25 protein-coding genes and 1 pseudogene are annotated in these 23822 nt (G+C 58.9%); 17 read left to right on the top strand and 9 right to left on the bottom strand.

Annotated features, from left to right (window positions below):
* Window positions 1-78: 78 nt before the first annotated feature.
* From repB to J7U39_RS28335, 4 genes are all read right to left on the bottom strand, one after another.
* Window positions 79-1101, bottom strand: a complete 1023-nt coding sequence (gene repB, locus J7U39_RS28350) for a plasmid partitioning protein RepB (protein ID WP_168301562.1) — start codon at window positions 1099-1101, stop codon at window positions 79-81.
* Window positions 1098-2312 carry a plasmid partitioning protein RepA gene (gene repA / locus J7U39_RS28345; protein ID WP_168301561.1) on the bottom strand — a complete coding sequence of 405 codons (1215 nt, stop codon included), beginning with the start codon at window positions 2310-2312 and terminating at the stop codon, window positions 1098-1100. Before repA ends, repB begins: the two co-directional genes overlap by 4 nt.
* Before the next feature lie 794 nt (window positions 2313-3106).
* On the bottom strand, window positions 3107-3295 hold the full coding sequence (tnpB, locus tag J7U39_RS28340; protein ID WP_168301560.1) for an IS66 family insertion sequence element accessory protein TnpB: 189 nt from the start codon (window positions 3293-3295) through the stop codon (window positions 3107-3109).
* Window positions 3292-3729, bottom strand: a complete 438-nt coding sequence (locus J7U39_RS28335) for a hypothetical protein (protein WP_168301559.1) — start codon at window positions 3727-3729, stop codon at window positions 3292-3294. The genes tnpB and J7U39_RS28335 overlap by 4 nt, the downstream gene beginning before the upstream one ends.
* 204 nt (window positions 3730-3933) lie before the next feature.
* On the opposite strand from J7U39_RS28335, the gene J7U39_RS28330 reads away from it, so the two are divergent.
* The 13 genes from J7U39_RS28330 to J7U39_RS28270 all read left to right on the top strand — a co-directional run bounded on the left by J7U39_RS28330 (window position 3934) and on the right by J7U39_RS28270 (window position 15102).
* Window positions 3934-4572 (top strand): acyl-homoserine-lactone synthase, encoded by a 639-nt coding sequence (locus tag J7U39_RS28330; protein WP_210633097.1) that lies wholly within the window; start codon window positions 3934-3936, stop codon window positions 4570-4572.
* On the top strand, window positions 4569-5546 hold the full coding sequence (trbB, locus tag J7U39_RS28325; RefSeq protein ID WP_210633096.1) for a P-type conjugative transfer ATPase TrbB: 978 nt from the start codon (window positions 4569-4571) through the stop codon (window positions 5544-5546). The genes J7U39_RS28330 and trbB overlap by 4 nt, the downstream gene beginning before the upstream one ends.
* Window positions 5536-5919, top strand: a complete 384-nt coding sequence (locus J7U39_RS28320; protein WP_168301556.1) for a TrbC/VirB2 family protein — start codon at window positions 5536-5538, stop codon at window positions 5917-5919. The genes trbB and J7U39_RS28320 overlap by 11 nt, the downstream gene beginning before the upstream one ends.
* Window positions 5912-6211, top strand: coding sequence for a conjugal transfer protein TrbD (locus J7U39_RS28315; RefSeq protein WP_168301555.1), 300 nt, complete (start codon window positions 5912-5914; stop codon window positions 6209-6211). Before J7U39_RS28320 ends, J7U39_RS28315 begins: the two co-directional genes overlap by 8 nt.
* Before the next feature lie 10 nt (window positions 6212-6221).
* Window positions 6222-8672 (top strand): conjugal transfer protein TrbE, encoded by a 2451-nt coding sequence (locus J7U39_RS28310; protein WP_210633095.1) that lies wholly within the window; start codon window positions 6222-6224, stop codon window positions 8670-8672.
* On the top strand, window positions 8650-9447 hold the full coding sequence (gene trbJ / locus J7U39_RS28305) for a P-type conjugative transfer protein TrbJ (protein ID WP_210633094.1): 798 nt from the start codon (window positions 8650-8652) through the stop codon (window positions 9445-9447). The genes J7U39_RS28310 and trbJ overlap by 23 nt, the downstream gene beginning before the upstream one ends.
* On the top strand, window positions 9444-9644 hold the full coding sequence (trbK, locus tag J7U39_RS28300; RefSeq protein ID WP_087002826.1) for an entry exclusion protein TrbK: 201 nt from the start codon (window positions 9444-9446) through the stop codon (window positions 9642-9644). The genes trbJ and trbK overlap by 4 nt, the downstream gene beginning before the upstream one ends.
* Entirely contained in the window at window positions 9638-10819 is a 1182-nt protein-coding gene (trbL, locus tag J7U39_RS28295) for a P-type conjugative transfer protein TrbL (RefSeq protein ID WP_087002828.1), read from the top strand. Before trbK ends, trbL begins: the two co-directional genes overlap by 7 nt.
* A 20-nt stretch (window positions 10820-10839) precedes the next feature.
* A complete protein-coding gene (locus J7U39_RS28290) occupies window positions 10840-11502 on the top strand; it encodes a conjugal transfer protein TrbF (protein ID WP_210633093.1) in 663 nt (220 codons plus the stop codon).
* A 17-nt stretch (window positions 11503-11519) separates the two neighbouring features.
* On the top strand, window positions 11520-12332 hold the full coding sequence (gene trbG / locus J7U39_RS28285; RefSeq protein ID WP_210633092.1) for a P-type conjugative transfer protein TrbG: 813 nt from the start codon (window positions 11520-11522) through the stop codon (window positions 12330-12332).
* Between the two features lie 3 nt (window positions 12333-12335).
* Window positions 12336-12776: a conjugal transfer protein TrbH gene (gene trbH / locus J7U39_RS28280; protein ID WP_210633091.1), complete on the top strand. Its 441-nt coding sequence runs from the start codon at window positions 12336-12338 to the stop codon at window positions 12774-12776.
* Window positions 12777-12787: 11 nt separating this feature from the next.
* The gene (gene trbI / locus J7U39_RS28275; RefSeq protein WP_210633090.1) at window positions 12788-14086 is read left to right on the top strand and encodes an IncP-type conjugal transfer protein TrbI; all 1299 of its coding nucleotides are present in this window, start codon (window positions 12788-12790) and stop codon (window positions 14084-14086) included.
* 311 nt (window positions 14087-14397) lie between these two features.
* Window positions 14398-15102, top strand: a complete 705-nt coding sequence (locus tag J7U39_RS28270; protein ID WP_210633089.1) for an autoinducer binding domain-containing protein — start codon at window positions 14398-14400, stop codon at window positions 15100-15102.
* Window positions 15103-15105: 3 nt separating this feature from the next.
* Here the strand turns inward: J7U39_RS28270 and J7U39_RS28265 are convergent, their stop codons facing one another.
* Complete coding sequence (locus tag J7U39_RS28265; RefSeq protein WP_210633218.1) at window positions 15106-15429, bottom strand: transcriptional repressor TraM; 324 nt, start codon at window positions 15427-15429, stop codon at window positions 15106-15108.
* A 223-nt stretch (window positions 15430-15652) separates the two neighbouring features.
* Between J7U39_RS28265 and J7U39_RS28260 the strand changes: the two genes are divergently transcribed.
* The 4 genes and pseudogenes from J7U39_RS28260 (at window position 15653) to J7U39_RS28250 (ending at window position 17722) form a co-directional block, all read left to right on the top strand.
* On the top strand, window positions 15653-15895 hold the full coding sequence (locus J7U39_RS28260) for a helix-turn-helix transcriptional regulator (protein ID WP_087002841.1): 243 nt from the start codon (window positions 15653-15655) through the stop codon (window positions 15893-15895).
* A gap of 89 nt (window positions 15896-15984) precedes the next feature.
* Window positions 15985-16196 (top strand): annotated as a pseudogene (locus J7U39_RS32030) (hypothetical protein); the annotation flags it as partial.
* 46 nt (window positions 16197-16242) lie between these two features.
* The gene (locus J7U39_RS28255) at window positions 16243-16860 is read left to right on the top strand and encodes a type IV toxin-antitoxin system AbiEi family antitoxin domain-containing protein (protein ID WP_127431473.1); all 618 of its coding nucleotides are present in this window, start codon (window positions 16243-16245) and stop codon (window positions 16858-16860) included.
* A complete protein-coding gene (locus tag J7U39_RS28250) occupies window positions 16853-17722 on the top strand; it encodes a nucleotidyl transferase AbiEii/AbiGii toxin family protein (RefSeq protein ID WP_210633088.1) in 870 nt (289 codons plus the stop codon). The genes J7U39_RS28255 and J7U39_RS28250 overlap by 8 nt, the downstream gene beginning before the upstream one ends.
* Before the next feature lie 226 nt (window positions 17723-17948).
* Here J7U39_RS28250 and J7U39_RS28245 read toward each other — a convergent pair whose 3' ends face one another.
* The 4 genes from J7U39_RS28245 to traA are packed head-to-tail and all read right to left on the bottom strand — an operon-like array spanning window position 17949 to window position 23613.
* A complete protein-coding gene (locus tag J7U39_RS28245) occupies window positions 17949-18554 on the bottom strand; it encodes a TraH family protein (protein ID WP_210633087.1) in 606 nt (201 codons plus the stop codon).
* Between the two features lie 16 nt (window positions 18555-18570).
* Complete coding sequence (locus J7U39_RS28240; protein WP_210633086.1) at window positions 18571-19734, bottom strand: conjugal transfer protein TraB; 1164 nt, start codon at window positions 19732-19734, stop codon at window positions 18571-18573.
* Window positions 19724-20290: a conjugative transfer signal peptidase TraF gene (traF, locus tag J7U39_RS28235; protein WP_210633085.1), complete on the bottom strand. Its 567-nt coding sequence runs from the start codon at window positions 20288-20290 to the stop codon at window positions 19724-19726. Before traF ends, J7U39_RS28240 begins: the two co-directional genes overlap by 11 nt.
* Window positions 20287-23613, bottom strand: a complete 3327-nt coding sequence (gene traA, locus J7U39_RS28230) for a Ti-type conjugative transfer relaxase TraA (RefSeq protein ID WP_210633084.1) — start codon at window positions 23611-23613, stop codon at window positions 20287-20289. The genes traF and traA overlap by 4 nt, the downstream gene beginning before the upstream one ends.
* Window positions 23614-23822 lie beyond the last annotated feature (209 nt).

Genomic DNA, 23822 nt, shown 5'->3' with positions numbered 1-23822 from the left:
AATGCGATTCTGTTCTTGCTAGAGAGACAGAAGGGCTTCCGCGACGGCGACGTTGAGGGGGCTCTTTTCTTTTGCGGTTTACTCTCCGTGTTTCCGTTGATTCTCAACATGGTACGCTTGATACAACGCTGGCAAACGCTCGAGTACGAAGGTCGCAAAATCAGGCGTCGCCTTCCTGTCAATCGTGATTTCCAGTTTGGCCTTGCTCTGCGTCACCTGAGCAATTCTGGTGCCGTCCGGGGTGGCCATGACCTCAGGAAGTCCGCGCGCAACCCGACTCGGCTTCAGACTAGCGATCACCACCTTGAACCGTTCTGCCGATGGCAGCGCTTGAACTTCCTCCGACATCGCATATTTCGACACATCGGCCGGTGAAGGCGCTCTCTCGATCAGCTCCGCTAGCTGCTGCCAACTCGGCCGTCCAATGCCAGGAGCAGCACCAATAGCATCGATTAGTTCAGAGGGGAGGGCGTCGACGAGCAGAAGCATCTTCGACAAATTACTCTTGTCGATAGACATCGCGGCGATGACAATTTCTCTTGAAAACTGCCTGTTTAGGTGATGTGCGAAGCGCGCCTTTTCGATGAAGGTAAGATCTTCTCGCTCATTGTTTTCCTGACCCTGCGCTACGACCAATTGCTCGTCTGTCAGTTCGCGAACAACCGCCTTGACCCGGATTCCCAACTCTGAAACGGCGCGCAGCCGACGGTGGCCGAAAGCAACTTGATATCGGGCGGGCTGGTCCGGATGAGGTCGTACAAGGATGGGGACTTGCTGTCCTTGGTCGCGGATCGAAGCAAGGAGCCCGTCGATGTCCCCCGGCATACGATCCTGCACAAACGACGGCTCAATTGACGAGGCATCCAACTCTATCACTACCTGCCCTTCAGCAAGACGCCGCTCGATCTCTTCGGCACGGCTGAGACGATCGTTTTGCTCTCGCAGCGCGTTTCCAATGTTCGCTGTGAGCTTCGTTGCGGGATCGCGCTCCTTCCTTGCCACCCCGAGAAGCGGCATGGATCGATTCTTTGCGGCTCTGTAGTCTGCGGACGACGTTTCGGGCGCGTCTGTTGAGACGTCAAGGATGTGCTTCCGGCTCATGTGGGTCTACCCCATGCTTTTTTGATCAGTGTTTCGATTTCGTCGTTGACGGCATTCATCGCCTCCAACGCTCGGTCATAGGTCGAACGCGTGAACTGGCCACGCTCGATTTCAAATAGGGTCTGGTTTGTCAGACCAGCATCCGAAACCGCGGTGGTTTTAAGCATCGGGAAATTAAGGACATTTTCGCCGAAAATAGACCGCAGATAACCGACCATCTGATTTTGCGGTCCATCGCTCGGTTCGAAACGAGTTATCAAGTAGCGCATCCAATTAAACTTGAACTCTGCGCCAGCGTTCTCGATTTCGCGCAGAAGGTTTGATGTCATTGCCAGAAACTGGTTCATCGACATCACGTCCAGCATCTGAGGATGGACAGTGACTAGGATCGATGTTGCGGCAGTCAGAGCCGAAAGCGTGAGGTAACCAAGCTGGGGAGGGCAGTCGATCACCACGACGTCGTAGTTGTCTGCGATGTCTTCGATCACCTGACTGATACGACCGTAAAAGAGCGTGTCGCCTTCCTTGCGCTTCATCAGCGCACGCGGCGTGTCATGCTCGAATTCCATCAGCTCAAGATTGCCCGGGATCAGGTGGAGATCAGGGATATACGTTGCTCGGACAACCTGCTCGATAGCAACCTGCTCTTCATCGTATCTGATGGCGCCGTAAAGCGTCTGGTTCGGACCAACGTCGGTTTCCGGCTGGCTACCGAAGAGCGCGGAAAGACTCGCCTGGGGATCCAGATCTATGGCCAGGATGCGATATCCGCGCATAGCGAGATACTGTGCCAGATGCGCGGCGGTGGTGGTCTTGCCAGATCCACCTTTGAAATTCATAACAGAGATAACCTGAAGCTGTTCGCCATCTCGACGATGCGGCAGGTAACGCCGGTTCCCGCGGCCGACCTGGTCCATATGCTTCCGAATCGCATGGATATCTTCAATTGAGAACATTCGCCTGCCACCCGGGCTCATGCTAAGATTCAACTCCGGCATCTCTGACGCGGTCTGGCGCAAATAGGACTCGCCAACGCCGAGCAGCTTAGACGCCTCAGACGGCCCGAATGTTCGAATGCCCTTCTCGGAATGCGGTGGGAAGACCTTAAGATGATGTGCTTGAAGTTGGCTCGAGAGGGCATCGGCATGACGCTCCATCAAGGCTGTCAATCCTTCAACTGCAGGTGCTTCTTTTGCGGCGGCCTTCGCCATATCGATAACCCATTTGTTGCCACTGGCGGTATTTTTCGCGAAACCGGTAAAGTTCCGCCACCGGCAATAAGCGCCGATTCGAATTTTTGAGCAAGGGCTTTTAGGTTAACGAAAGGTTAACGCTTAACCCCCGGGAAACGCCAAGCCCAACAACTTTTACGTTCTTTATCTGTAAGTTAGCAAGGCTGGCATCCCGGTATGTTCATGATCTGTTTTACTGTGAATCCTACAACCGTCCCGGTCGCTTCGGTGCACAGGGAGAGCATGACCCACTGTTCGCACGATGGCGACTCCATTCCCCTTCAAGAGCTTAGCCGGTTCGTACAACATTGAGCATATGCGCTGCGTACGGGGGTCATTTGCTCCGCTCTCTGGATTGGGGTTCGCCTCACCCTTAGTCGTCGAGCGCGAAGTCTGCGAGACATAGATCGGGGGACGGCGCCCCGCGCCTGCACTGCGTGCCCAGAGTTCTTTGGCATGGCGCTGAATGCGCTCCGAAGTGGTTTCCATTTGATCCTCCGCTACCTTATAAGGTGACTCTAGCTTTTCAACCGTGACGGTTTTTCAGTCCCGTGACGGGTTTTTAGTCCATAGACGGTTTTTACATCACGTGACGATTCTACCCGCCTCTCCCGGGCGGGTCAATTGCCAAAAATCATTTCGCAAGCTACGAAGCGCCCATCCGTCGGCGCAGGCCTTTCGTGAGCCTCAATTGGCCTTGCCGAATTTGTCGCGTGGGATCGGAACGCGTTTCCAGTCCAGTCCATCGAACACCGCCAAGAACTGCGCGGATGTCAGATACAACCGTCGTGCATCCGGGCAATGGAACTCGACATCCTCATGCCGCTTGGCGACCAGGCACACCAGAAGATCAGCTTGATCCGGTCCCTTCGTTTGGCCCGGAACACGTAGATCGTGCCAGAGAATGGGTCGGCACCCATCTGGGCCTTCACCAGCTTTACCGCATCGGACTTACCGATCAAGATTGAGCCTTCAACGCCTGGATAACGGCGACAATCGTTGTGGCATCGGTGCCGGAGGCGATGCGCAGCGTGGCTCCATCAATTTGCAATTCGATAGCCGCTTCCGGAGAAGCTTTCCTTGGCGAACGTGCCCGCCGCGCCTTCTTCGGCTCTGGCTTCCCGGGCGACACGACGACCGCTGGCGCAAGCATAGGATCTTCCTCGGGCACAGAAAGTACCTCGGCTGCTTTGGGGCGAGCCGTCGCCATGTGAACAGTTGCTGCGGAGTCACCCCATGCCGCTCCACAGAGCACACCGTCCTTCTGATCGTCGCTCCATTCGCGGCGACGGCCATTGCCAGTGAACACCTCAACCCGGCGTACCGGCTCACCCTTGGATTTAAGCGTAAGCTTGGAAATCGACATATGTTTAAGCCCTCTTTCGAGGTTGAACATCGATGATCAAGCGATGATCCGGTCGGTGGGATCAGGACATGATTACTGGCATTCTCCACGGTCGACACTTGCTAATGGCTGCATTCGACAAAATAAGGAATTTGTCGAAGCGACTCACCCCCTGCAAGTTTGTAGGATTCTACAACTGCCCCTCGGTCCCGATCTATGCTGATTTCCAGCCGTCCAACAATGACGGAGAAAATCATGCAGGTCCTCGCGCTCTCAACACCCCGGACGATCCAAGAGGCGCATCTCCTACACATCCACTATCAGCTTCGTGCTCGGGTTTTTTCCGATCGCCTGGGTTGGGAAGTGGACGTAACGGCCGGCCGCGAGTCCGATCGTTTCGACGCGCTTCGGCCGACCTATGTGCTCGCCGTCGCAGAGACCGGCGAATTGGCGGGGTGCGCGAGGCTTCTCCCTTCGCTTGGTCCAACAATGGTGGCCGACGTTTTCCCGTCTCTGCTCCCCGGCGGTCAACTCAATGGGCATGCCGCGATGATCGAGAGTTCTCGCTTCTGTGTCGACACGACTCTCGCTGAGGGGAGGGGGGACGGCTCGGTCCATGAAGCGACGCTGACCATGTTCGCTGGCATCATCGAATGGTGCATGGCGAATGCGTATACTGAGGTTGTTACTGTGACCGATCTTCGATTTGAGCGCATCCTCGCTCGCGTGGGATGGCAGCTTCAGCGTTTGGCCGAACCCAAGAAGATCGGCGTGACGATGGCCGTAGCCGGGACGCTGCCTGTCAATGCGGCCACGTTCCTAAGGCTCCTCCCCTCAACCTACCGCTCTGAATTCACCCCCTCTCGGCCAGGCAGCCTAAGGAGAAATCCGTGAACCAGCTTCGCTCTCACCCTCGGCTCGTCCGCAAACTTCAGGAGGCGCTCGGCGATCAGCTTTGTGTTGCCCTGGACGACGCGAACGTCGTCGAAATCATGCTCAATCCGGACGGCAAATTATTCATCGAACGGCTAGGTCACGGCGTTGCGCCCGCAGGCGAGATGTCATCCGCTGCAGCGGAGATGGTGATCGGTACAGTGGCGCACGCGCTTCAGTCAGAGGTCGACACGGAACAGCCAATCATCTCCGGCGAGCTGCCAATCGGTGGCCACCGCTTCGAGGGACTGTTGCCTCCCGTTGTCACCAAGCCCGCCTTCACGATTCGTCGCCGGGCATCGCGCCTCATTCCACTTGAAGACTACATTCGCGCCGGCGTGATGACAGAATACCAAGCCACAACGATCCGCAGTGCCATTTCCACGAGGCTGAACATCATCATTTCCGGGGGGACAGGCTCGGGTAAGACGACGCTTGCGAACGCCGTAATCCACGAGATCGTGAAGTCCGCGCCACAGGATCGCCTCGTCATCCTTGAGGATACCGCGGAAATCCAATGCGCAGCCGAGAACGCCGTACTCCTCCATACCAGCGATACGATCGACATGGCGCGGCTCCTCAAGAGCACCATGCGGCTGCGTCCCGACCGGATCGTCGTTGGCGAAGTCCGCGACGGCGCGGCCCTGACGTTGCTCAAGGCCTGGAACACCGGTCACCCGGGCGGCGTAGCGACCATTCACTCCAACACCGCCATGTCGGCGCTGCGCCGCCTTGAACAGCTGACGGCCGAGGCAAGCCAGCAGCCGATGCACGAGGTGATCGGAGAGGCCGTCGACCTGGTGATTTCGATTGAGCGGACGCCGCGTGGGCGGCTTGTTCGCGACATCATCCAAATCGAGCAGTTCATCAACGGACGGTACGAGATCGAATCCGACCAGCTCACCGAAGAACAGGAGGCGCGCCATGTCGCGTAAGCATACCCTCATCGCCGCCGCGCTCGTGGCGACGCCCATCATTCTTGCCTCGGTCGCGCCGGCGCTCGCCAGTTCCGGCGGCAGCCTCCCATGGGAAGGGCCACTGCAGCAGATCCAGGAGTCGATAACCGGCCCGGTCGCGGGCGCGATCGCGCTTGCAGCCGTGGCCATTGCCGGCGGCATGCTCATCTTTGGCGGTGAACTGAACGATTTCGCACGGCGACTTGTGTACGTCGTTCTCGTCGCCGGCATCCTGCTCGGCGCCACCAACATCGTCGGCCTATTCGGTGCGACCGGCGCTTCGATCGGGCTGACCGAAGAGCAGGTCATCTCAATTGGTTCGAACGAAGGAGGGGAGGGGGATCATGGCTGAGTCCCTGTCGGGCCTGCGGCGTAACCGCATCCATCGCGCGCTCTCCCGCCCGAACCTACTCATGGGCGCCGACCGGGAGCTGGTGCTGATCACCGGTCTTGCAGCGGTGATCCTGATCTTCGTTGTGCTTACGGCCTACTCGGCGCTTTTCGGCGTCGTTGTCTGGGTCGTGATCGTCGGGCTGCTCAGGATGATGGCGAAGGCCGATCCGCACATGCGGCAGGTCTATATCAGGCACATTTCCTACAAGCCCTACTACAAGGCGACCACTTCGCCGTGGCGCCGGTACTGAGGAGGCGGCCATGGTAGCTCTCAAACGCTTCCGGGTGACCGGCCCATCCTTTGCCGATCTCGTTCCCTACGCCGGCCTCGTCGACAATGGTGTCCTCCTCTTGAAGGACGGAAGTCTGATGGCAGGCTGGTACTTCGCTGGCCCGGACTCCGAAAGCGCGACCGACCTCGAGCGCAACGAGCTGTCGAGGCAGATCAATGCCGTTCTGTCGCGGCTTGGAAGTGGCTGGATGATCCAGGTCGAAGCCATCCGCATTCCGACGGTCGACTATCCATCGGAAGATCGATGCCATTTCCCGGACCCGGTGACCCGCGCGATCGATGCCGAGCGCCGATCGCATTTCGCGCGCGAGCAGGGGCATTTCGAGAGCAAGCATGCGCTGATCCTGACCAACAGGCCGCTCGAGTCCAAGAAGACTGCTCTCAGCAAATACATCTATTCGGATGAGCAAAGCCGGAAGAAATCCTACGCGGACACGGTGCTCTTCGTGTTCAAGAATGCGGTGCGCGAGCTTGAGCAGTATTTTGCAAACACTCTTTCGATCCGGCGAATGGAGACCCGCGAAACGGTCGAAAGGGGAGGGGAGCGAATTGCCAGATATGACGAGCTGCTCCAGTTCGCCCGATTCTGCACCACCGGGGAAAGCCATCCTATCCGGCTTCCCGATGTTCCGATGTATCTCGACTGGATCGCCACCGCGGAGCTTGAACACGGACTGACGCCAAAGGTCGAAAACCGTTTCCTCGGCGTCGTTGCGATCGACGGTCTACCGGCCGAAAGCTGGCCGGGCATTCTGAACAGCCTTGACCTGATGCCGCTGACCTATCGGTGGTCATCGCGCTTCATCTTCCTTGATGCCGAGGAAGCCCGACAGAAGCTCGAACGGACGCGGAAGAAATGGCAGCAGAAGGTCCGGCCGTTCTTCGACCAGATATTCCAGACACAAAGTCGATCCGTCGACCAAGACGCGATGACTATGGTGGCCGAGACCGAAGATGCCATCGCGCAGGCCTCATCGCAGCTGGTTGCCTATGGCTATTACACACCGGTCGTCGTGTTGTTCGACAGCGATCGCGAGGCACTCCAGGAGAAGGCCGAAGCGATCCGGCGATTGATCCAGGCGGAAGGTTTCGGGGCGCGCATCGAAACGCTAAACGCCACCGATGCTTACCTCGGCAGCTTGCCCGGCAACTGGTATTGCAACATCCGTGAGCCGCTGATCAACACCAGCAATCTCGCCGACTTGATTCCGCTGAACTCTGTCTGGTCCGGAAACCCGGTCGCGCCATGCCCCTTTTACCCGCCGAACTCCCCGCCCTTGATGCAGGTTGCGAGCGGCTCGACAGCGTTTCGTCTGAACCTGCATGTCGATGATGTCGGCCACACGCTGATCTTCGGCCCAACCGGCTCAGGCAAGTCGACGCTTCTGGCTCTGATCGCCGCGCAGTTTCGCCGATACGAAAATGCGCAGATCTTCGCCTTTGACAAAGGCAGTTCACTTCTCCCCCTGACGCTCGCAGCCGGCGGCGATCACTATGAGATCGGCGACGACAATGTGGAAGAGGGGAGGGCATTGGCCTTCTGCCCACTCTCCGAACTCAAAAGTGATGCCGACCGGGCTTGGGCGACGGAATGGATCGAGATGCTGGTCGGCCTGCAGGGCGTCACCATCACCCCCGATCATCGTAACGCCATCTCTCGGCAGGTCGCACTGATGGCGAGCGCCTCCGGTCGCTCGCTCTCGGATTTCGTCAGCGGCGTGCAGCTGCGCGAGATCAAGGACGCACTGCATCACTACACCGTCGACGGCCCGATGGGGCAGCTTCTCGATGCGGAAGAGGACGGCCTCACGCTCGGCGCCCTCCAGACCTTCGAGATCGAGCAACTAATGAATATGGGCGAGCGCAATCTCGTGCCAGTGCTGACCTACCTGTTCCGCCGGATCGAGAAGCGTTTGGATGGGTCGCCAAGTCTGATCGTCCTCGACGAGGCGTGGCTCATGCTCAGCCACCCTGTGTTCCGCGACAAGATACGCGAGTGGCTTAAGGTGCTGCGCAAGGCAAATTGCGCCGTCGTTCTTGCGACCCAATCGATCTCGGATGCCGAACGATCCGGGATTATCGACGTGCTGAAGGAATCCTGCCCGACCAAGATTTGCCTTCCGAATGGCGCCGCTCGTGAGTCGGGCACGCGAGAATTCTATGAGCGAATAGGGTTAAACGAGCGTCAGATCGAGATCGTCTCGAGCTCGATCCCCAAGCGCGAATACTACGTCGCTACCCCCGACGGCCGGCGGCTCTTCGACATGTCGCTTGGGCCAATCGCACTGAGCTTTGTCGGCGCGTCGGGCAAAGAGGACCTCAAGCGCATCCGCGCACTGAAATCCGAACATGGCCACGAATGGCCGATCCACTGGCTTGAAACGAGAGGAGTTCACGATGCCGCATCGCTACTCAAGTAGATGGCTCGTCTGCTTAACAGCCGCCGCTCTCACGATTGGAGGCTCAGGCACGGTGCAAGCTGGGACAGCCACCGGCGCTGCGACCGAATGGACGCAGCTCGCCAACAATGCGCAGCTTGTCGGTCTCATGAAAAGCTCCGGCATCCAGGTCGACAATCAGCTGACGCAGATCAGCCAGCTTGCAGAGCAGATCCAGAACCAGCTGAAGATCTACGAGAACATGTTGCAAAACACCGCGCAGCTTCCCGATCATATCTGGGGGCAGGTCGAAAGCGATCTCAACCAGCTGCGCAGTATCGTCGACCAGGGACAGGGCATCGCCTTTTCCATGGGGAATGCGGACGACGTTCTTCAGCAGCGCTTTCAGAGCTACGCCGATCTCAAGACGAATTTGCCGAGCAACGCAACCTTCTCCTCGACTTACCAGTCCTGGTCGGACACCAACCGTGACACGATCACCAGCTCGCTGAAGGCCGCGAGCCTGACGGCCGACCAGTTCGACAGCGAGGAAGACACGATGTCCTCATTGCGGTCGATGTCCGAGACGGCTGACGGGCAGATGAAGGCTTTGCAGGTCGGGCACGAGATCGCCGCTCAGCAAGTCGCGCAAATGCAGAAGCTTCGCGGCCTCGTCTCCCAACAGATGACAATGATGGGAACATGGCTTCAGACGGAACAGACCGACAAGGACCTGGCGCAGGCGCGGCGGGAAAAGTTCTTCAACGCCGAGGTCAAGAGCGTTCCGGAGGGCCAGAAAATGGAGCCGCGCTGGTGAGCCGCCCCGTCCTGATTGCCTTGCTGTTGGCTGTCGCCGCTGCATCGTCTGCAATGACAGTGCTGATCATCAATTCCCGAAACACAGGAATACCTGCGCTCACCGAGGAGCAGCGCGCCGTCCGGGAAAAATTCTTCGGCTCCGACAAGGAGCTGCCGCCGATCAAGGAAGGCCAGGAGATGCGCCCGAGATGGTAAAGGTGACTGTTGCGCGTTCTTTCTTGATTACAGGTCTCTTTTCCCTCGCCTATGCTGTTCCCGCATTCGCCCAGGAGGGACAGGTCCTCACGGAACTGGAAAACCAGGTCTCGTCTGCTGCGAGGGGGTGGGAGACCACCATCATGGAGGCGGCGAAATCCCTATTCTGGATTCTCGCAACGATCGAGATCGGCATTGCGGCCGTCTGGCTGGCGATCCAGTCAGCCTCGCTGGACAGCTGGTTCGCCGAACTGGTGCGGCGGATTATGTTCATCGGGTTCTTCGCATTCGTTCTGACCCAAGGTCCGACCTTTGCGCGAGCGGTGGTTGACAGTCTTTTCCAGATTGGCGCCGGCGCTGGTTCAGCGTCGCCCGCGGAAGTGTTCGATGCAGGCATCCGCGTCGCCTCGCAGATGTCGGAGCAGGCACAGTTTGGGGTGTTCGAAGACAATGCGCTTGCGATCGCGGCGGTGCTGGCGATGGGCATCGTCGTTATCTGCTTCTCGCTTGTCGCAGCGATCTTCGTGTCGGTCATGGTCGAGATGTATGTCGGCCTGCTCGCCGGCATGATCATGCTCGGGCTGGGTGGTTCGTCCTTCACGAAAGACTTTGCTGTTCGCTACCTCGTCTATGCCTTCGGCGTCGGCATGAAGCTCATGGCCTTGGTGATGATCGCCAAGATCGGATCGAACGTCCTGCTTGGCCTTGCGCAAGCTCCGACTGCCTCATCGGACCAGTTCGTTACGACCTTGGCGATCGCCGGTATTTCCGTCGTAGTCTTCATCATCGCCATGTATGTCCCGAACATCATCCAGGGCGTTGTTCAGGGCGCATCGGTGTCCGGAGGAATGGAAGCGATCCGCCACGGCGGGCAGGCGGCGTCTTTCGCCGCAGGCGCTGGCTTCCTCGCCGCCGGCGCCGCCGGCGCAGGCTTTGCGGCCGCGCAAGCCGCACGAGCTGCTGGTTCATCCGTTGCAGGTGCCGCTCTTCGCGGCATGGGCGCGAGCTTCAGTTCCGGCGCGCAAGCAGCCGGATCAGCCGCGAAGGAAAAGGCAATCGGCTCTCCGGGCGCTTATGCCGGGTCCATTCTCGGACTGGCCAATGCGAAGCTCGATGAACAGCGCGGCGGTCATAGCGGACCGAAGCCTCCTCCCGAACGCAACGACAAACCGTAATCGAGACAAGGGAAGAATAAATGGCAGCGAACCGCGCCCCGGAAAACCCATACCTTGCCGCCCGCCATGAATGGAGCGAACGCTATGGTTCCTATGTGAAGGCAGCCGCCGCATGGCGGATTGTTGGTGTCCTCGGTCTGGTAATGGCCGTCATCGGCTTCAGCTACGCGATGTATCTCAGCACGCAAGTGAGGCTCGTGCCTTACATCGTCGAGGTCGACAAGCTCGGAACTGCGGTCACCGCAGGCTTCCCCGAGCAGATCGAGTATGCCGATGTCCGCGTGGTGCGCGCCACACTCGGCAACTTCGTCACGAGCTTTCGCTCGATTACGCCGGATGCGGTGGTGCAGAAGCAATATATCGACCGCACCTACGCTCTTCTTCGCGCCTCCGATCCGTCGACGGAGAAGGTCAACGCCTGGTTCCGAGGCAATTCTCCGTTCGAGAAGGCAAAGTCCTCGACCGTTGCCATCGAGGTCAACAACATCGTGGCGCTCTCGAACCAGACCTATCAGATCGACTGGACGGAATACGAGCGGGACCGCAAGGGCAAGGAAACCGGCACGCGGCGGTTCCGCGGGATCGCAACGGTGACGCTCACCGCGCCACAGGATGAGGCGACGATCCGCCTCAATCCGATCGGCCTCTACGTCCGGGATTTCGACTGGACGGCACAGCTTTAAGGGTAGGGATTCTTTCAATGAAAAAAACGGGATTGATCGCGGCCGCCGGCTGCATGGCCGGACTCTTGCTTGCGGCGGGCGCGCAGGCGCAAAGTATGACGAGCAACGAGGTGAAAGGAACAAATCTTTCCAAAAAGTGGCGCGGCACGCCGGGATTGGTGACGACGGGACCGGACGGAAAGGTGATCTTCCCGTTCGGCGAAACGCAACCTTCCGTCGTCTGCTCGCCGCTGCAGGTCTGCGACATCGAACTTCAGGGTGGCGAGATCGTTCGCGATGTTATGGTCGGCGACACCGTGCGCTGGAAGGTAGAGCCGGCCACTTCGGGGGCCACAGGCGGACAGGCGATCCATCTCATCGTCAAACCGTCGGAGCCAGGCCTTCTCACCTCAATGGTCGTGACGACATCGCGGCGCACCTATCACATCCAGCTCAAGTCCCATCCGAGCCAATACATGGCGCGCGTTGGGTTCGAATATCCGGAAGACGTGTCCACCAAGCTCGCCGACATCAACACCCGTCTCGAAACGGGCGGCATTCCGGGCGTGGCGCCGGACAAGCTGAACTTCTCCTATTCAATCAGCGGCGGTGCTTCGTGGAAACCGAAGCGGGTCTATTCGGACGGGGTGAAGACCTACATCCAGTTCCCGAAGTCGATCTCCGGCCAGGATGCGCCTGTGCTTTTCGTCGTCTCCGGCGGTCAAAATCGCATCGTCAACTATCGCATGAAGAACGACATGATGACCGTCGACTATGCGATCGACAAGGCGATCCTCGTTTCTGGTGTCGGTTGGCGGCAGCAGAAGATCACCATCCGGCGGGGAGGCTGAACCATGCGCAAGCTTCTCACATATTTCGTCGTGGGCGCGCTGCTCTCCGGTTGCCAAACGGCGGACGACGCACTGACCACCAGTTCCACACCTGTGGCCGTCACCGGACCGGCTGCAAGCGCCATCGCCGGCGACATGGCAAGTCGTCTGGCCGAACAGATCGGCCCGGCCGGTGCTACGACCACGATCAAAATGGAGACGGACGCATCGGAGTTCGCATCCGCCCTCGAGGCGGCCCTGAAGGGGCGGGGTTATACGGTCGTCAGGGACGGCAAAGTCGCCAAAGACATCAAGCCGGTCGAGCTTGCCTATGCAATTGAGGTATTCGCCGGGCAGCTGCTCGCGCGGGTTTCGACGCCTTCGATCGCTCTCGGACGTGCTTATACACCAACGGCGGCAGGCGCCACGCCGGCTAGTCCGCTTTCGATCATGCAGCGTAACTGACGGAGAGCAATATGGTCCAGTCGCTCCAACTTGGCGCGTCAGCCCAGGCCGACGATCAGAATGGCATGCGCCGGCTCAACCGCCTGCCGATCATCGTCGCCATCATCGTCATCGTGCTGTTCGTCGGCGTGGTCGTGATTGGTCTGTCACTGCGCGGGCTTTCCTTCAATCATGGCGACATCGAGGGTGCTTCCAACAGCCCTGCGACCAGTTTCGGCGATCAGCTTAAGCGGGGTGTCACCGACGGCATTATCGGTGACCCAGAAAAGCAGGAGGTGTTTCAACCGACGCCAGTCGTTGCGGAGAAAAAGGAAAAGCAGGAACCGGTTTTCGAGCGCCAACCAACAGATCGACAAGATCGCCGACAAACGCTCGAATCCGAAGAGGAGTGGAAGGCACGCCTGAAGCGAGAGCAGGATGAACAATATATGCGCGAAGCCCAGCGGCAACGGATGGCGCGTCTCCAGGCCCGTTCCACGGCGCTCGATTCGCCGCTAAAGGTAGACATCTCCGATGTCGAGAAGGCTGCAATCTCCACCAATGACACCGTCCGCCAGCCGACAAATGCCGTGACGAGCAGCGCCTCAGACCTTTATGGCGCGGCCATGAAATCAGGCTTGATGGAGCAGAACGTCGATCAGAACGGGCAGACGTCGAAGGAGGACTTCTTTAATCAGGACATCAAGGATCTCGGCTACCTGCCGAACCAGGTCGTGCCGCAGATGTCACCCAACGAATTGAAGCGCGGTTCAGTCATCCCGGCGACATTGATCACCGGCCTCAATTCCGACCTACCGGGGCGCATTACCGCTCAGGTCAGCCAAAATGTCTACGACAGCGCAACCGGTTATCGCCTTATCATCCCGCAAGGCGCAAAGCTCTTCGGTCGCTACGATTCCAAGGTGTCTTTCGGCCAGGAACGGGTACTCGTCGTCTGGACGGACCTCATTTTTCCGAACGGGTCTACCCTGCACATCGGTGGTATGGCGGGCACTGACGCTGAAGGTTATGGCGGCTTCCAGGACAAGGTCGACCGACATCTCTGGAGAACATTCGGTTCTGCAGCCCTGGTGGCAATCATCGGGGCGGGTACCGATATGTCGATGCCTGAGAGTTCGACGCTCGCGACGCAGGACACGGCTTCGGATGCAGCAAGACGGAATTTTGCCGCGTCATTTGGCCGCGTAGTAGAAGAGACGATCTCGAAGAATCTGAACGTTCAGCCGACGATTCGCATCCGGCCGGGCTACAAGTTCAATGTGTTGGTCGATCAGGATGTTATCTTTCATTCTGTCTATAGCGGCCGCTAAACAGCTAACGGACGCCCAGATTTTCGCTTGTCGCTGAACGTCGCAAGTACATTCCGCGCGGGGGCGCAGGTGTGACTAAAAATCACTATAAAAATCATTGTCTTTAGATCAGAAAGAGTTGAATACCCGGCAGAGGTCAATAGACCTAAGCGATGCAACGAACGTGGATCTGCTTCGCGTAGAAGCAACTGCCGTATCGTCCAATGTCCCATGTGGTTCCGGCTAGCCGAACGGTGGCAACCGGTACCTCGCGGCGTCAGAACGGCGCGACGAGTGGGAGGCTTGCACCGTCGAAAAAAGGAGAAAAGTTAGTGGACGGTGACCTTCGCTCTCTCATCGATATGACAGAAGCCGCGCATGATGAACGTATGATCAGAAGTGCTTTGAAAACATTTGCGCACGCATGCGGCTTCGACCGTTTTGCTTATCTGCAGACTGAGGGGTTGGAAATCCGCACATTCAACTCCTATCCGGAGGAATGGCAGGGTGTTTATCTCGAAGGCCATTACTCCCGCATCGACCCGGTCGTTACTGAAGCCAAGCGTCGCATGGAAATGTTTTCCTGGACGGCCGACGATTGGCCCGCTCGTGGAACCTCCGAACTCAGGCGTTTTCGGGACCAGGCGATCGAGTACGGAATTCGGAGTGGGGTGACGATCCCCGTCGAAGGAAGTTTCGGGTCGACGATGATGCTGACGTTTGCATCTTCGGCGCCGACGGCTGACGTTTCAAAACTGCGGGATGCGCAACAAGCGATCCGAGCGGTGCTGGTGATCCATTACTGCCTGAAGATTATCGCTGCGACGACCATTGTCGCTCCGAGACGGTTGCTTTCACCAAGAGAAGCAATGTGCCTCATGTGGGCGGCAAAGGGTAAAAGCGCTCCGGAAACCGCAATGCTAACGGGGATCAACCCGAGGACAGTGCAGCACTACCTTGATAAAGCGCGCGAAAAACTTGAGGCTGCGACCGTCCCACAGCTCGTCGCAATTGCTAAAGATCACGGGTTGGTTTGACCGTCATTCATGTTTATCGAGTGGAACATCGGGGACGTAGCCTAACGCATCGATGATTTCCGAAAGTTCTTCTTGCTGGACTTCAGATTTCTTTTGGCGCGCGACATACTCCTCCTGCAGGCTCTTGAGCACGGCGGCGGAAATTGATGGGTCTGCGGTCGCGCGAGCCCATTCCTCATAGACAGCTTCGTCGGCGGCGATCAGGAGGCGGTGTTCGAGAATTGCCGAGACAGCCAACGCCTCAAGCTTCGACTGTTGCATCGAGCTGAAGCGCGATTCTCTTTCCTTTTCTCGACCATTTGCATCGGATGAGCTCGCTTTGTTCACCCGCTTCTCCCAAACTTTCATTCTCTCTCCAAGCGGCCCCGAAGGTTCGCCTACATCAAATGGGACACCGTTACATCCGAAATCTCTGAGTTACAGACAACGTGCTGATGCTTTATCGACAACTAAACCCATTACCCGCCCGCATTTGCCGGCATTTACGGGAAGGAGCTTTACATACTTTAGTTGATAAACTCCGAGTGTGTAAACGGCGATCTTTCGGCGCATGGACATGCGCAAACTGGTCGGCTCGAATTTTGCCCGCCTGCGTCGGGAGAAAGGCCTGACACAGGAAGAGGTCGAGGCGCGTTCTGGTTTCAGCCAGCAATATCTTAGTAGCCTGGAGCGAGGTCGTCGCAACCCAACTGTGATTACGATTTATGAACTGGCTCAAGCATTAGATGTCAGCCACGTCGAATTAGTGCGACCGATTGGTGAGACCCAAGTGAGTACGCAAACAGGCGCATAATCTGGGATCTCAGCAGCTTCAATCCGGCCCGAGACAACGGGAAATCGTCGAAGCAAGCCAAGTGGAATTGAGATTTGTGCTCCTCTCGAGTCCGAACAATCGCTGCGATGAAATTGCAAGGCGCTGCCGCAGACGAGATCGTCGAGGGTTATCCGGCTCTCACTGCGCGCATGGTGGACCTCGCCGCAAGCTACATCTTTACTCCAGGCGACCACTAGAATTGTCAACTTTGTCCATCGAGGCAATTAGTCGTGGTGAAGAATTCATAATGCGAGGGCTTTCTCGGCCCCAGGGATTGTGATACAAATTCTAGGATAATAGATCCTATTCTCCGAGCTTTTATATCAATGCCCAGTTCAGTCACGCAACGCCAAATCGCTCGGACCGTGCTAACCGAGCGCGGAATAGCACGTTTCGTCGAACTGCGGAACGCAGGGGTGACGGCTGCCACCATGAGCCGAATGGAACGAGATGGTGAAGTGCTGCGGCTTGCCCGCGGTCTCTATCAACTTCCTGATGCGCAGCTCGACGCCAGCCACAGCCTGGCGGAGGTTGCCAAACGCGCGCCCAAAGCCGTTATCTGCCTCGTTTCGGCATTGGCATTTCACAGCCTGACAGATCAGCTCCCCGGACAAATCTGGCTTGCCATAGGCCGTAAGGACTGGCCGCCGAAGCTGGAAGCCCCCGCTGTGCGCATCGTGCGCTTCACAGACAGCCTTCTCAACGACAGCGTCGAAACCCATATCATTGAAGGCGTTCCTGTGAGGGTCTTTGGAATCGCCAAGACAATTGCCGATTGCTTTCGATATCGCAACAAGATCGGCCTTTCGGTAGCGATAGAAGGGCTGCAGGAGGCGCTGCGGCAACGAAGGGCTACTCCTGGCGAAATCGCCAACCAGGCCGAACGCGGTGGCGTTGGCTCTGTGATCCGGCCGTATCTCGAGGCGCTGACCGCCAATGGCTAAAGAAATCAGAAACGTCGGCGCCTCGGTGCGCGCCCGCCTGTTGCAACTCGCCAAGGCAAGCGGGCAAAGCTTCGATCTCGTCCTGACGCGTTTCGCCCTTGAACGGTTATTGTTCCGGCTTAGCCAGTCGCCCCACGCCGATCGCTTCGTTCTAAAAGGGGCGATGTTGATGATGAGTTGGTTCGACAATCCGCACCGAGGCACGCGCGACCTGGATCTTTTGGGTTTCGGTGATCCGAGTCCGGACCCGATGCTTGAGACATTTCGGGAAATTCTGGCGCAAGAGGCCGACGATGGCGTTACGTTCGACGCTGATACGCTGCATGTGGATCGTATTCGCGAGGCACTGGATTATGGTGGGCTCAGGCTGCGGGTGATCGCTTCGATCAGCGGAGCCCGGATCAACCTGACCATCGACATCGGTTTTGGCGATGCGCTTGAGCCTGGGGTGGAGGTTTTGGATTATCCTTCCATGCTCGATTTTCCGATGCCGCGGCTTCGGGCCTATGCGCGAGAAACGGTCATTGCCGAGAAGTTCCAGGCAATGGTGATGCTGGGGCGAGTAAACAGCCGCATGAAGGATTTCTACGACATCTGGATCCTCAGCAGGTCTTTCGACTTCAGCGATGATCGGCTGGCGCGCGCAATAGCCGCTACCTTTGATCGCCGCGAGACACCGATCCCCATTGACCTGCCGGACGCCCTAACGGACGCCTTTGCCAAGGACCAGCAAAAGCAGCGACAATGGCGTGCTTTCATTGAAGGCGTTGCACACAATCCTGGCGATCTGATCGACGTCATCGCGCAGATTGCCACATTCCTGATGCCGCACGCGGTTGCGGCTGCGAGGCTGGACGAATGAGCGGTTTGGTCGCAACCACGCGAGTTCATGGCTCAGCGAGCAGAATTCAGATCCTGTCGGGTTTTTGTCGGGCAACTTCATAGCTGGAACCCGTCAGTACGCGGGTTTTACTGGCTCGCCCCCATTACAACCGCGGACGAGGCATCTGGAAGGGCATTAATTTCATGCTTTGGAGTCGCCTAAACTTTGGCTTGGCCGGAACATGCCTCGCCAATGCGAGGTGAACTCAACGCTGTTGTTGACCAATGCGGGAAAGATCGATCCGTATCCCCGCATGCCTAACATCCTGCATCGTCTCTGGTTGTAAGTCTTTCGGCGTCGCTTCCTCGCCATCCACTTCCTTATCGCTTTGCTGCGGCGCTTCGATGGGTATGCCAGGATCCTCCGCCTGAAACACGCTCAAGCCCTCAAACTCACTTGTCTTCCATGCGTAAATCGCATCCTCGAAAATCTGCGGGAAGACATCTTTGCTCGTGGGGTTGCCATACCATTTCGCAACGATCCTAAGGACCTTGGCGAACATCGCCGTGCCTTTGCGAAGGTTCTGGCAGGAGTCGACCAAACCTGGCTTTAAATCGGTCGCTTCCTTGGCTCCAACCCCAGCGGGAAACTGCGTCAGGCCGACGCGGACGACGGCCTGATCAGCAAATTGCCGGACGATCGCCATTGCCTCGTCCGCCGTTCTGGCTTTCGGAACGAGGATCAATCGGCCGCCCGATTTGACCGTAACGGCGAGGGGATCATCCGAGCCCGCTGCCATCACGAACTGCTCGATGAGCGCGGGCTTGAGGGAAGGGTCCGCGCATTCTTTTATCAGGGCGGGGTCGAGCATGGTGTCTCCTAGAGAGTCAGGTGTTGAAGGCAATAACAAGCGGTTTTGTGAAGAGCGTTGCCCATGCAGTGGCAGCGGCGCGCTGAATGGCGACGATCGACGTCCCATCAGTCCACCAACCGTTTCCCACGGCGACGACAAGATCAGGATCGTCAAGCATGGACTGCAGGATCGGCCAAACGATCAGTTGCTCGTAGCAGATCAGAGGGGCTGCACGGCTGGCACCGACAGAAACGACCGGGTTTGCGAAGAAATCGGCCTTGGCGCCGACGCGCTCCCCGAACACGGATCGCCACGGCTGCCACATCGATCCGGGAACCGGCATGCGCTCGCGGTAGAGAATGTGGCCGCCCTTCCTGTCGATCGCGACAAGGACGTTGTCGTAGCCTCCGGCATCGATCACCGCGGCGCCAGCGATGACTGTCGCATCGCCGTCGCGGAGGACGTCTGTCCAAAGCCTCTCTACGGTCGGCGTCCAGAAGCCGAGCGCACTTTCCGGCAGCACCACATAGAGGGCGCCATCGCCGGTCGCGCCACGCACCGTTGCAATCATGTCACGCTGCCGTTGAAGACCGGCTTCACGACCAAGCGAAACGCCCAACTCCAGATCGACGCCGCGCCAGGCTTGCGGTAGTTTCGGGTCGGTCCAGACTGCGGCGGACCACAGCCAAAAGCCAGCCAAGGCGATGGCGACAGCTGGCCAAATGCGGGTTACGAGGCCCGCAAGGCCAGCTGTCATAAGCCCAAGTCCCCACCATCCCCATCCCGGAAACAAAACACCCGCAGCGGTGACAGGATGCGCCCAGCCCGTGACACCGAACGGCGGGATCGCCATGATGACGACCGCAAGGAGATAGCGGAACGGACGAGCGCCAACGTGCTTTGTCCAGAGGATGGCATGCACGATGATAAAGCTCATGGACGCGCATAGCCAGAGCAACGAGCCCGGCCAGATATCGGACGAATAGAAGGCCGCTACGCCCTGTGGCAGACCACGGGACGCGGCCAGGAAGTATCCGGCCGAGACAAGCGCCGCCAGCAATCTCGTCCGCGCCAACGACCATAGAACAGGAAACCCTAACGCGACAGGAAGGAGCAACACATTGCCGCTCCAGCCCACCAGGCCGATCGCGATCGAGGCGATAGTCAGCAGAACCGACTGAGCTTGATCACGGCGCAAGGGTGAGGACCTCCTGCGCGAGGCCGAGAATGCCCGAAGCGGGCAACGGGCCGAAGTAACGGGAGTCGTAGGAGCCGGGAAACGCAGAATGCAGGAAGACATATCCCGGCGGTATGTCGCCGCTCGGAAACGGCATCAGTCGCCGACCCTTCCCATCTCGTGGCGCGAAGTTGGAAGAGGCAATCAATCGCCCATCGACGCTGACGCACACGCCGATTTCGACATGCTGTCCCGAAACGGCGATCACCGTCTTGATCAGCGGCGCGACGCCGCCCGGGCATGAACCGGAACGAAGATAGCCCCGGGCTCGCGCCTCCCGCATTTCCGCAGTTTCCGGTGGGCAAATGAACACCAAATCATTGACAGCAACCGGGCGATGGAGCGGAACAATGCGCCACAGGCCGAGCGGCTCACTCGGTGTCAGATTGATGCGGTAACCGCCGACCAGCGCAGTCGCCACCAGCACGACAGCGGCGAACATCGCCGCCGACAGGATCACGGCAGCTCGTTGTCGTTGGGTGGTCATCGCCCGGCGCGATTCGATCAAATCGGTCATTTCAGAGAGAGCCCTTGGCTCTTCGTCTGACGCAGCGTCTCGGCCTGCTTGAGCGCTTTGGTCGTTCGCTCATGAGCAGCAAGTTGCTGAACAGTTCGCATGGAATTCCAGGCGGTCTGGACCTCGGCCTTCTGTCCGGCGGTCATACCCGCCGTGACGGTCTCGAAGGTCTTGCCATCAGTGTCTTTCGCAGCCAGTGGCAGGAAGGTCCGCTCGCCGAAACGCTCGGCCACAGCCTTCGCGAAACCTTCGAGTTCAGCCTTTACCATTCTGTCTGCCAGCGCGTATTCGAGCCCGGCCGGAAGATCGTTGCGATCGATCGCATCGCGCACGCGTTCGAGTGTTTGCTTCGCCGCTGGCGAGAGCGCTGGGATATCGACCGAAACCTTCCGTCGGGCCGCCCGCTCCTCCGTCTCATGTTTCAGTTCGGCCTCAGCCCTCTCGCGAAGGTAGCGTTCAAGATTGCGGGCGAGCGCCGGCACATTGGCGATGGCTCTTGCACGATCCTGCTTGTCCGTGCGACTGACAAGAAGACCGGTCTTGCCCTTCAGCGCACCGAAGCTTTCGGGGTCACCAGCAATCCTTGCGAGGGTGGTCTGCGCGGCCGACTGGTCCTTGAGCATCGCATCGACATTGATTGCCTTGAAGGCGGCTTCCGGCTGTGCGTAGACGAGATGGAAGCGGGTCGAAACGCCCTCCCATTGTTTCTTGAGGCCGGGGTCGGCGGCGAGCTTGTCCTCGACAGCCTGCTCGAACGATTTCGGGAAGGTGGTGATGCCTGACACCATGGGCTTGGCCTCCTTGATCGGGTTCTGGATTGGGGAGTTTTTGAAGTTGCCGACGAAACCAAGTTTCGTTGCAATTGCGGCAAGACGGGCGCCGAGGTCGACCAGCTTCTGTTTCTGCCGAATGGTCCATTCGAGGCGATCGCGCGCGACCGTCCGGGCGACATTCATGAGGTGCAGGCCGCGGGCCTCGGCAAAGCGAAGAGCCTGCTGATAGAACGACGCCTTCTCGTAATCGAGGGTCGTCTCCTTGGCGTTTCGGCGCGATAGGATCGGGATGAGGCCGCCGGATTTCGCGAAGGAGCGACTGCCGTAATAGACGGCGAGATCCTCACGATGGCGAGTCATAGCCACATAGGTCAGATGCCGGTCCAACGACAGGGAAGCAAGTACCTTCACCCGGTCGACGGTCGCGCCTTGGCTCTTGTGGATCGTCGTCGCATAGCCGTGATCGAGATTGTTGTAGAAGCGCTGCTCGATCGTAACCTGACGGCGGTGCTCGCCGTCACCAATCTCCGCAACGATCCGGCCAGCTACGGCTTCAAGCACCTTTGCGAGCATGCCGTTCTTGACGCCAAGGCTGCCCTCGTTCTTGAGGAACACAATCTGATCGCCGGTCGCAAACATGCGGGTTCCGTCCTCTGTCTTGAACGCAAATCCGTGTGCGACGACGCCACGCTCGACCAGCTTGGCGCGGGCCATATCATTGAGCTTTCGGACGTCGCGGCGAAGGTGTGCGAGGATCAGGCTGGTCTTCGAAGGGTCGTAGTCCCGGTCCCAAGCTGCGATCAGGCTTTCGACGGCCTCGTCCTTCAGTCTCAAACCAATCATTCGACCATGGGCGGTGTAGGCATCGACAGCCTTGCGGACCTTGCCACGCGCCAGATCGAGCGAGGCGTCGCGCATCCATTGCTGGCGCTGGCGGTAGATAGTCTCGAGTTCGGCATAGCCGATGCGATCGACGATCGCACGGAAGGCGGCGCCCGCTTCGATCGGCTGCAGTTGTTCCGGATCGCCGACAAGGACGAGCTTGGCGCCGGCCTTGGTCGCAGTTTCGACCAACAGCGCCATCTGCCGTGACGACACCATGCCCGCCTCGTCGAGTACGAAAACAGTCTTGTCGTCGAGCTGGTTACGGCCCTGATTCCAGCGCAGTTCCCACGACGACAGCGTGCGGGAAACGATGCCAGCTTCCTTCTCCAAACCTTCAGCGGCTTTGCCAGCCAACGCTCCGCCGACCACACGATAGCCGGCCGTTTCCCACGCCTCGCGCGCAGCCTTCATCATCGTCGTCTTGCCGGCGCCGGCGCGGCCGATGACAGCAGCAATCCGCGTGGCCCCGGCGACATGCTCGATCGCCGTTCGCTGCTCGTCCGACAGACGGGAATGGCGCGCAAAGGTCGCCTCCAGAACCGCCTCGCGCACACCAAGAGAGGCGCGACCGGAGAGCCAGATCGCGCGATTGGCCATCTCAGCTTCAAGGCGGATCATCTCGCGCGTGGTGTACTTCGCGGGTGTCCGAATACCTGTCGCAAAGTTGATTCGCTCGCGTTCGAGCCGGAGCGCTTCCGGACTTTGCAGAATGCGGTCCATCAGACTTTGGAACAGAGCGACATCGTCGATATAGCGATACAAGACCTTCGCAACATCGCGTTCGTCGAAGACGCTCTTCTCCCGCGTGATCAGGTCGAGCACGATCTCCGGACGACGCTGGATGCGGCGGGCGTTCTCGCTGCGGCGCTCCTCCTGAAGCTCGATGCGTTCGAGTTTGGGAGTCGAGGTCTCCGACTTGTGGTCGGATTGCTCGATCTTGTGCTCGATGGCTTTGGCGCCGACGCCGAGGTGAATGGTTGGCTCGAGGTCGATACCCTGCTTTTCGAACGAACGGCCATCGATGCGGATATCGAGGCCGGCAAGCGCCAGATGTTTGTTCTGGCAGGCAAACCAGCCGTCGCGAAACGCATTGAAATCCTTAGTGCTACCGGCCCAAAGCTCATAGACGATCTTGCCGGCGTCATTGCGGATCGGCTTGCCGTCCGGGCCGAGTACCGCGACCTTCTTCGACCCGAATCCGTCCTCGGTGAGTGGGCGCAACGTCGTCATCAGGTGGACATGCGGATTGCCTGGCGCGTCGTGATAGACCCAGTCGGCGACCATGCCCTTCGCGGTGATGTGCCGCTCGACAAAGTCGCGCATGAGCGCGATGTTCTGCGCAGCCGTCAGCTCGAGCGGCAGGGCTATGGTAATGTCCTTGGCGAGCTGCGCGTCGGACCGCTTCTCGAACCCCTCCACCTTGTTCCAGAAGGCCTCGGATGCGCCGGCGACCGAACGATCGGCGACCATCGAACGCAGCCATTCGGGCGAGTCTACCGGAATGACGAACTCCTCATGCAGGAGGCCCTGCTTTCGCGTGTAGTCGATGACCCTCGCTTCCCGCTCGAACTCCATCTTGGCGCAGTGACGGTAGGCCGCCGACAGGATGGCGCTGCGGCCGGCGCCACGGGCGACGACGCTGACGGAGAAGTGAGGGACGGCCACGGCGGAGTTCTCTCCCGGTTGCGTACGAAATCAATGAGTTCGTCGGGAGCGGGAGGCCTGACCAGGCCTCAAGCAAGGGCGTCGCATCAGCGACGTATAATTGCGCCCTTGGAAGCCGCTCCTTCGGAACGGCCGGGATCATTCCCGAAAGCATCGCCCTTGGCGATTGTAGGATTCACAGTAGTGCGTTCGCTACTTAAGTTCCGGAA

The organism is Rhizobium sp. NLR16a (assembly GCF_017948245.1).
GTDB lineage: Bacteria > Pseudomonadota > Alphaproteobacteria > Rhizobiales > Rhizobiaceae > Rhizobium.
This window is presented reverse-complemented; position numbering and strand designations above follow the sequence as displayed.

Bases quoted from the DNA above. Each gene is read 5' to 3' on its own strand.
- repB (WP_168301562.1), bottom strand. From the start codon at position 1,101: ATGAGCCGGAAGCACATCCTTGACGTCTCAACAGACGCGCCCGAAACG.
- repA (WP_168301561.1), bottom strand. From the start codon at position 2,312: ATGGCGAAGGCCGCCGCAAAAGAAGCACCTGCAGTTGAAGGATTGACA.
- J7U39_RS28335 (WP_168301559.1), bottom strand. From the start codon at position 3,729: ATGTTCAACCTCGAAAGAGGGCTTAAACATATGTCGATTTCCAAGCTT.
- J7U39_RS28330 (WP_210633097.1), top strand. From the start codon at position 3,934: ATGCAGGTCCTCGCGCTCTCAACACCCCGGACGATCCAAGAGGCGCAT.
- J7U39_RS28320 (WP_168301556.1), top strand. From the start codon at position 5,536: ATGTCGCGTAAGCATACCCTCATCGCCGCCGCGCTCGTGGCGACGCCC.
- J7U39_RS28315 (WP_168301555.1), top strand. From the start codon at position 5,912: ATGGCTGAGTCCCTGTCGGGCCTGCGGCGTAACCGCATCCATCGCGCG.
- J7U39_RS28310 (WP_210633095.1), top strand. From the start codon at position 6,222: ATGGTAGCTCTCAAACGCTTCCGGGTGACCGGCCCATCCTTTGCCGAT.
- trbJ (WP_210633094.1), top strand. From the start codon at position 8,650: ATGCCGCATCGCTACTCAAGTAGATGGCTCGTCTGCTTAACAGCCGCC.
- trbL (WP_087002828.1), top strand. From the start codon at position 9,638: ATGGTAAAGGTGACTGTTGCGCGTTCTTTCTTGATTACAGGTCTCTTT.
- J7U39_RS28290 (WP_210633093.1), top strand. From the start codon at position 10,840: ATGGCAGCGAACCGCGCCCCGGAAAACCCATACCTTGCCGCCCGCCAT.
- trbG (WP_210633092.1), top strand. From the start codon at position 11,520: ATGAAAAAAACGGGATTGATCGCGGCCGCCGGCTGCATGGCCGGACTC.
- trbH (WP_210633091.1), top strand. From the start codon at position 12,336: ATGCGCAAGCTTCTCACATATTTCGTCGTGGGCGCGCTGCTCTCCGGT.
- trbI (WP_210633090.1), top strand. From the start codon at position 12,788: ATGGTCCAGTCGCTCCAACTTGGCGCGTCAGCCCAGGCCGACGATCAG.
- J7U39_RS28260 (WP_087002841.1), top strand. From the start codon at position 15,653: ATGGACATGCGCAAACTGGTCGGCTCGAATTTTGCCCGCCTGCGTCGG.
- J7U39_RS28255 (WP_127431473.1), top strand. From the start codon at position 16,243: ATGCCCAGTTCAGTCACGCAACGCCAAATCGCTCGGACCGTGCTAACC.
- J7U39_RS28250 (WP_210633088.1), top strand. From the start codon at position 16,853: ATGGCTAAAGAAATCAGAAACGTCGGCGCCTCGGTGCGCGCCCGCCTG.
- J7U39_RS28245 (WP_210633087.1), bottom strand. From the start codon at position 18,554: ATGCTCGACCCCGCCCTGATAAAAGAATGCGCGGACCCTTCCCTCAAG.
- traF (WP_210633085.1), bottom strand. From the start codon at position 20,290: ATGACCGATTTGATCGAATCGCGCCGGGCGATGACCACCCAACGACAA.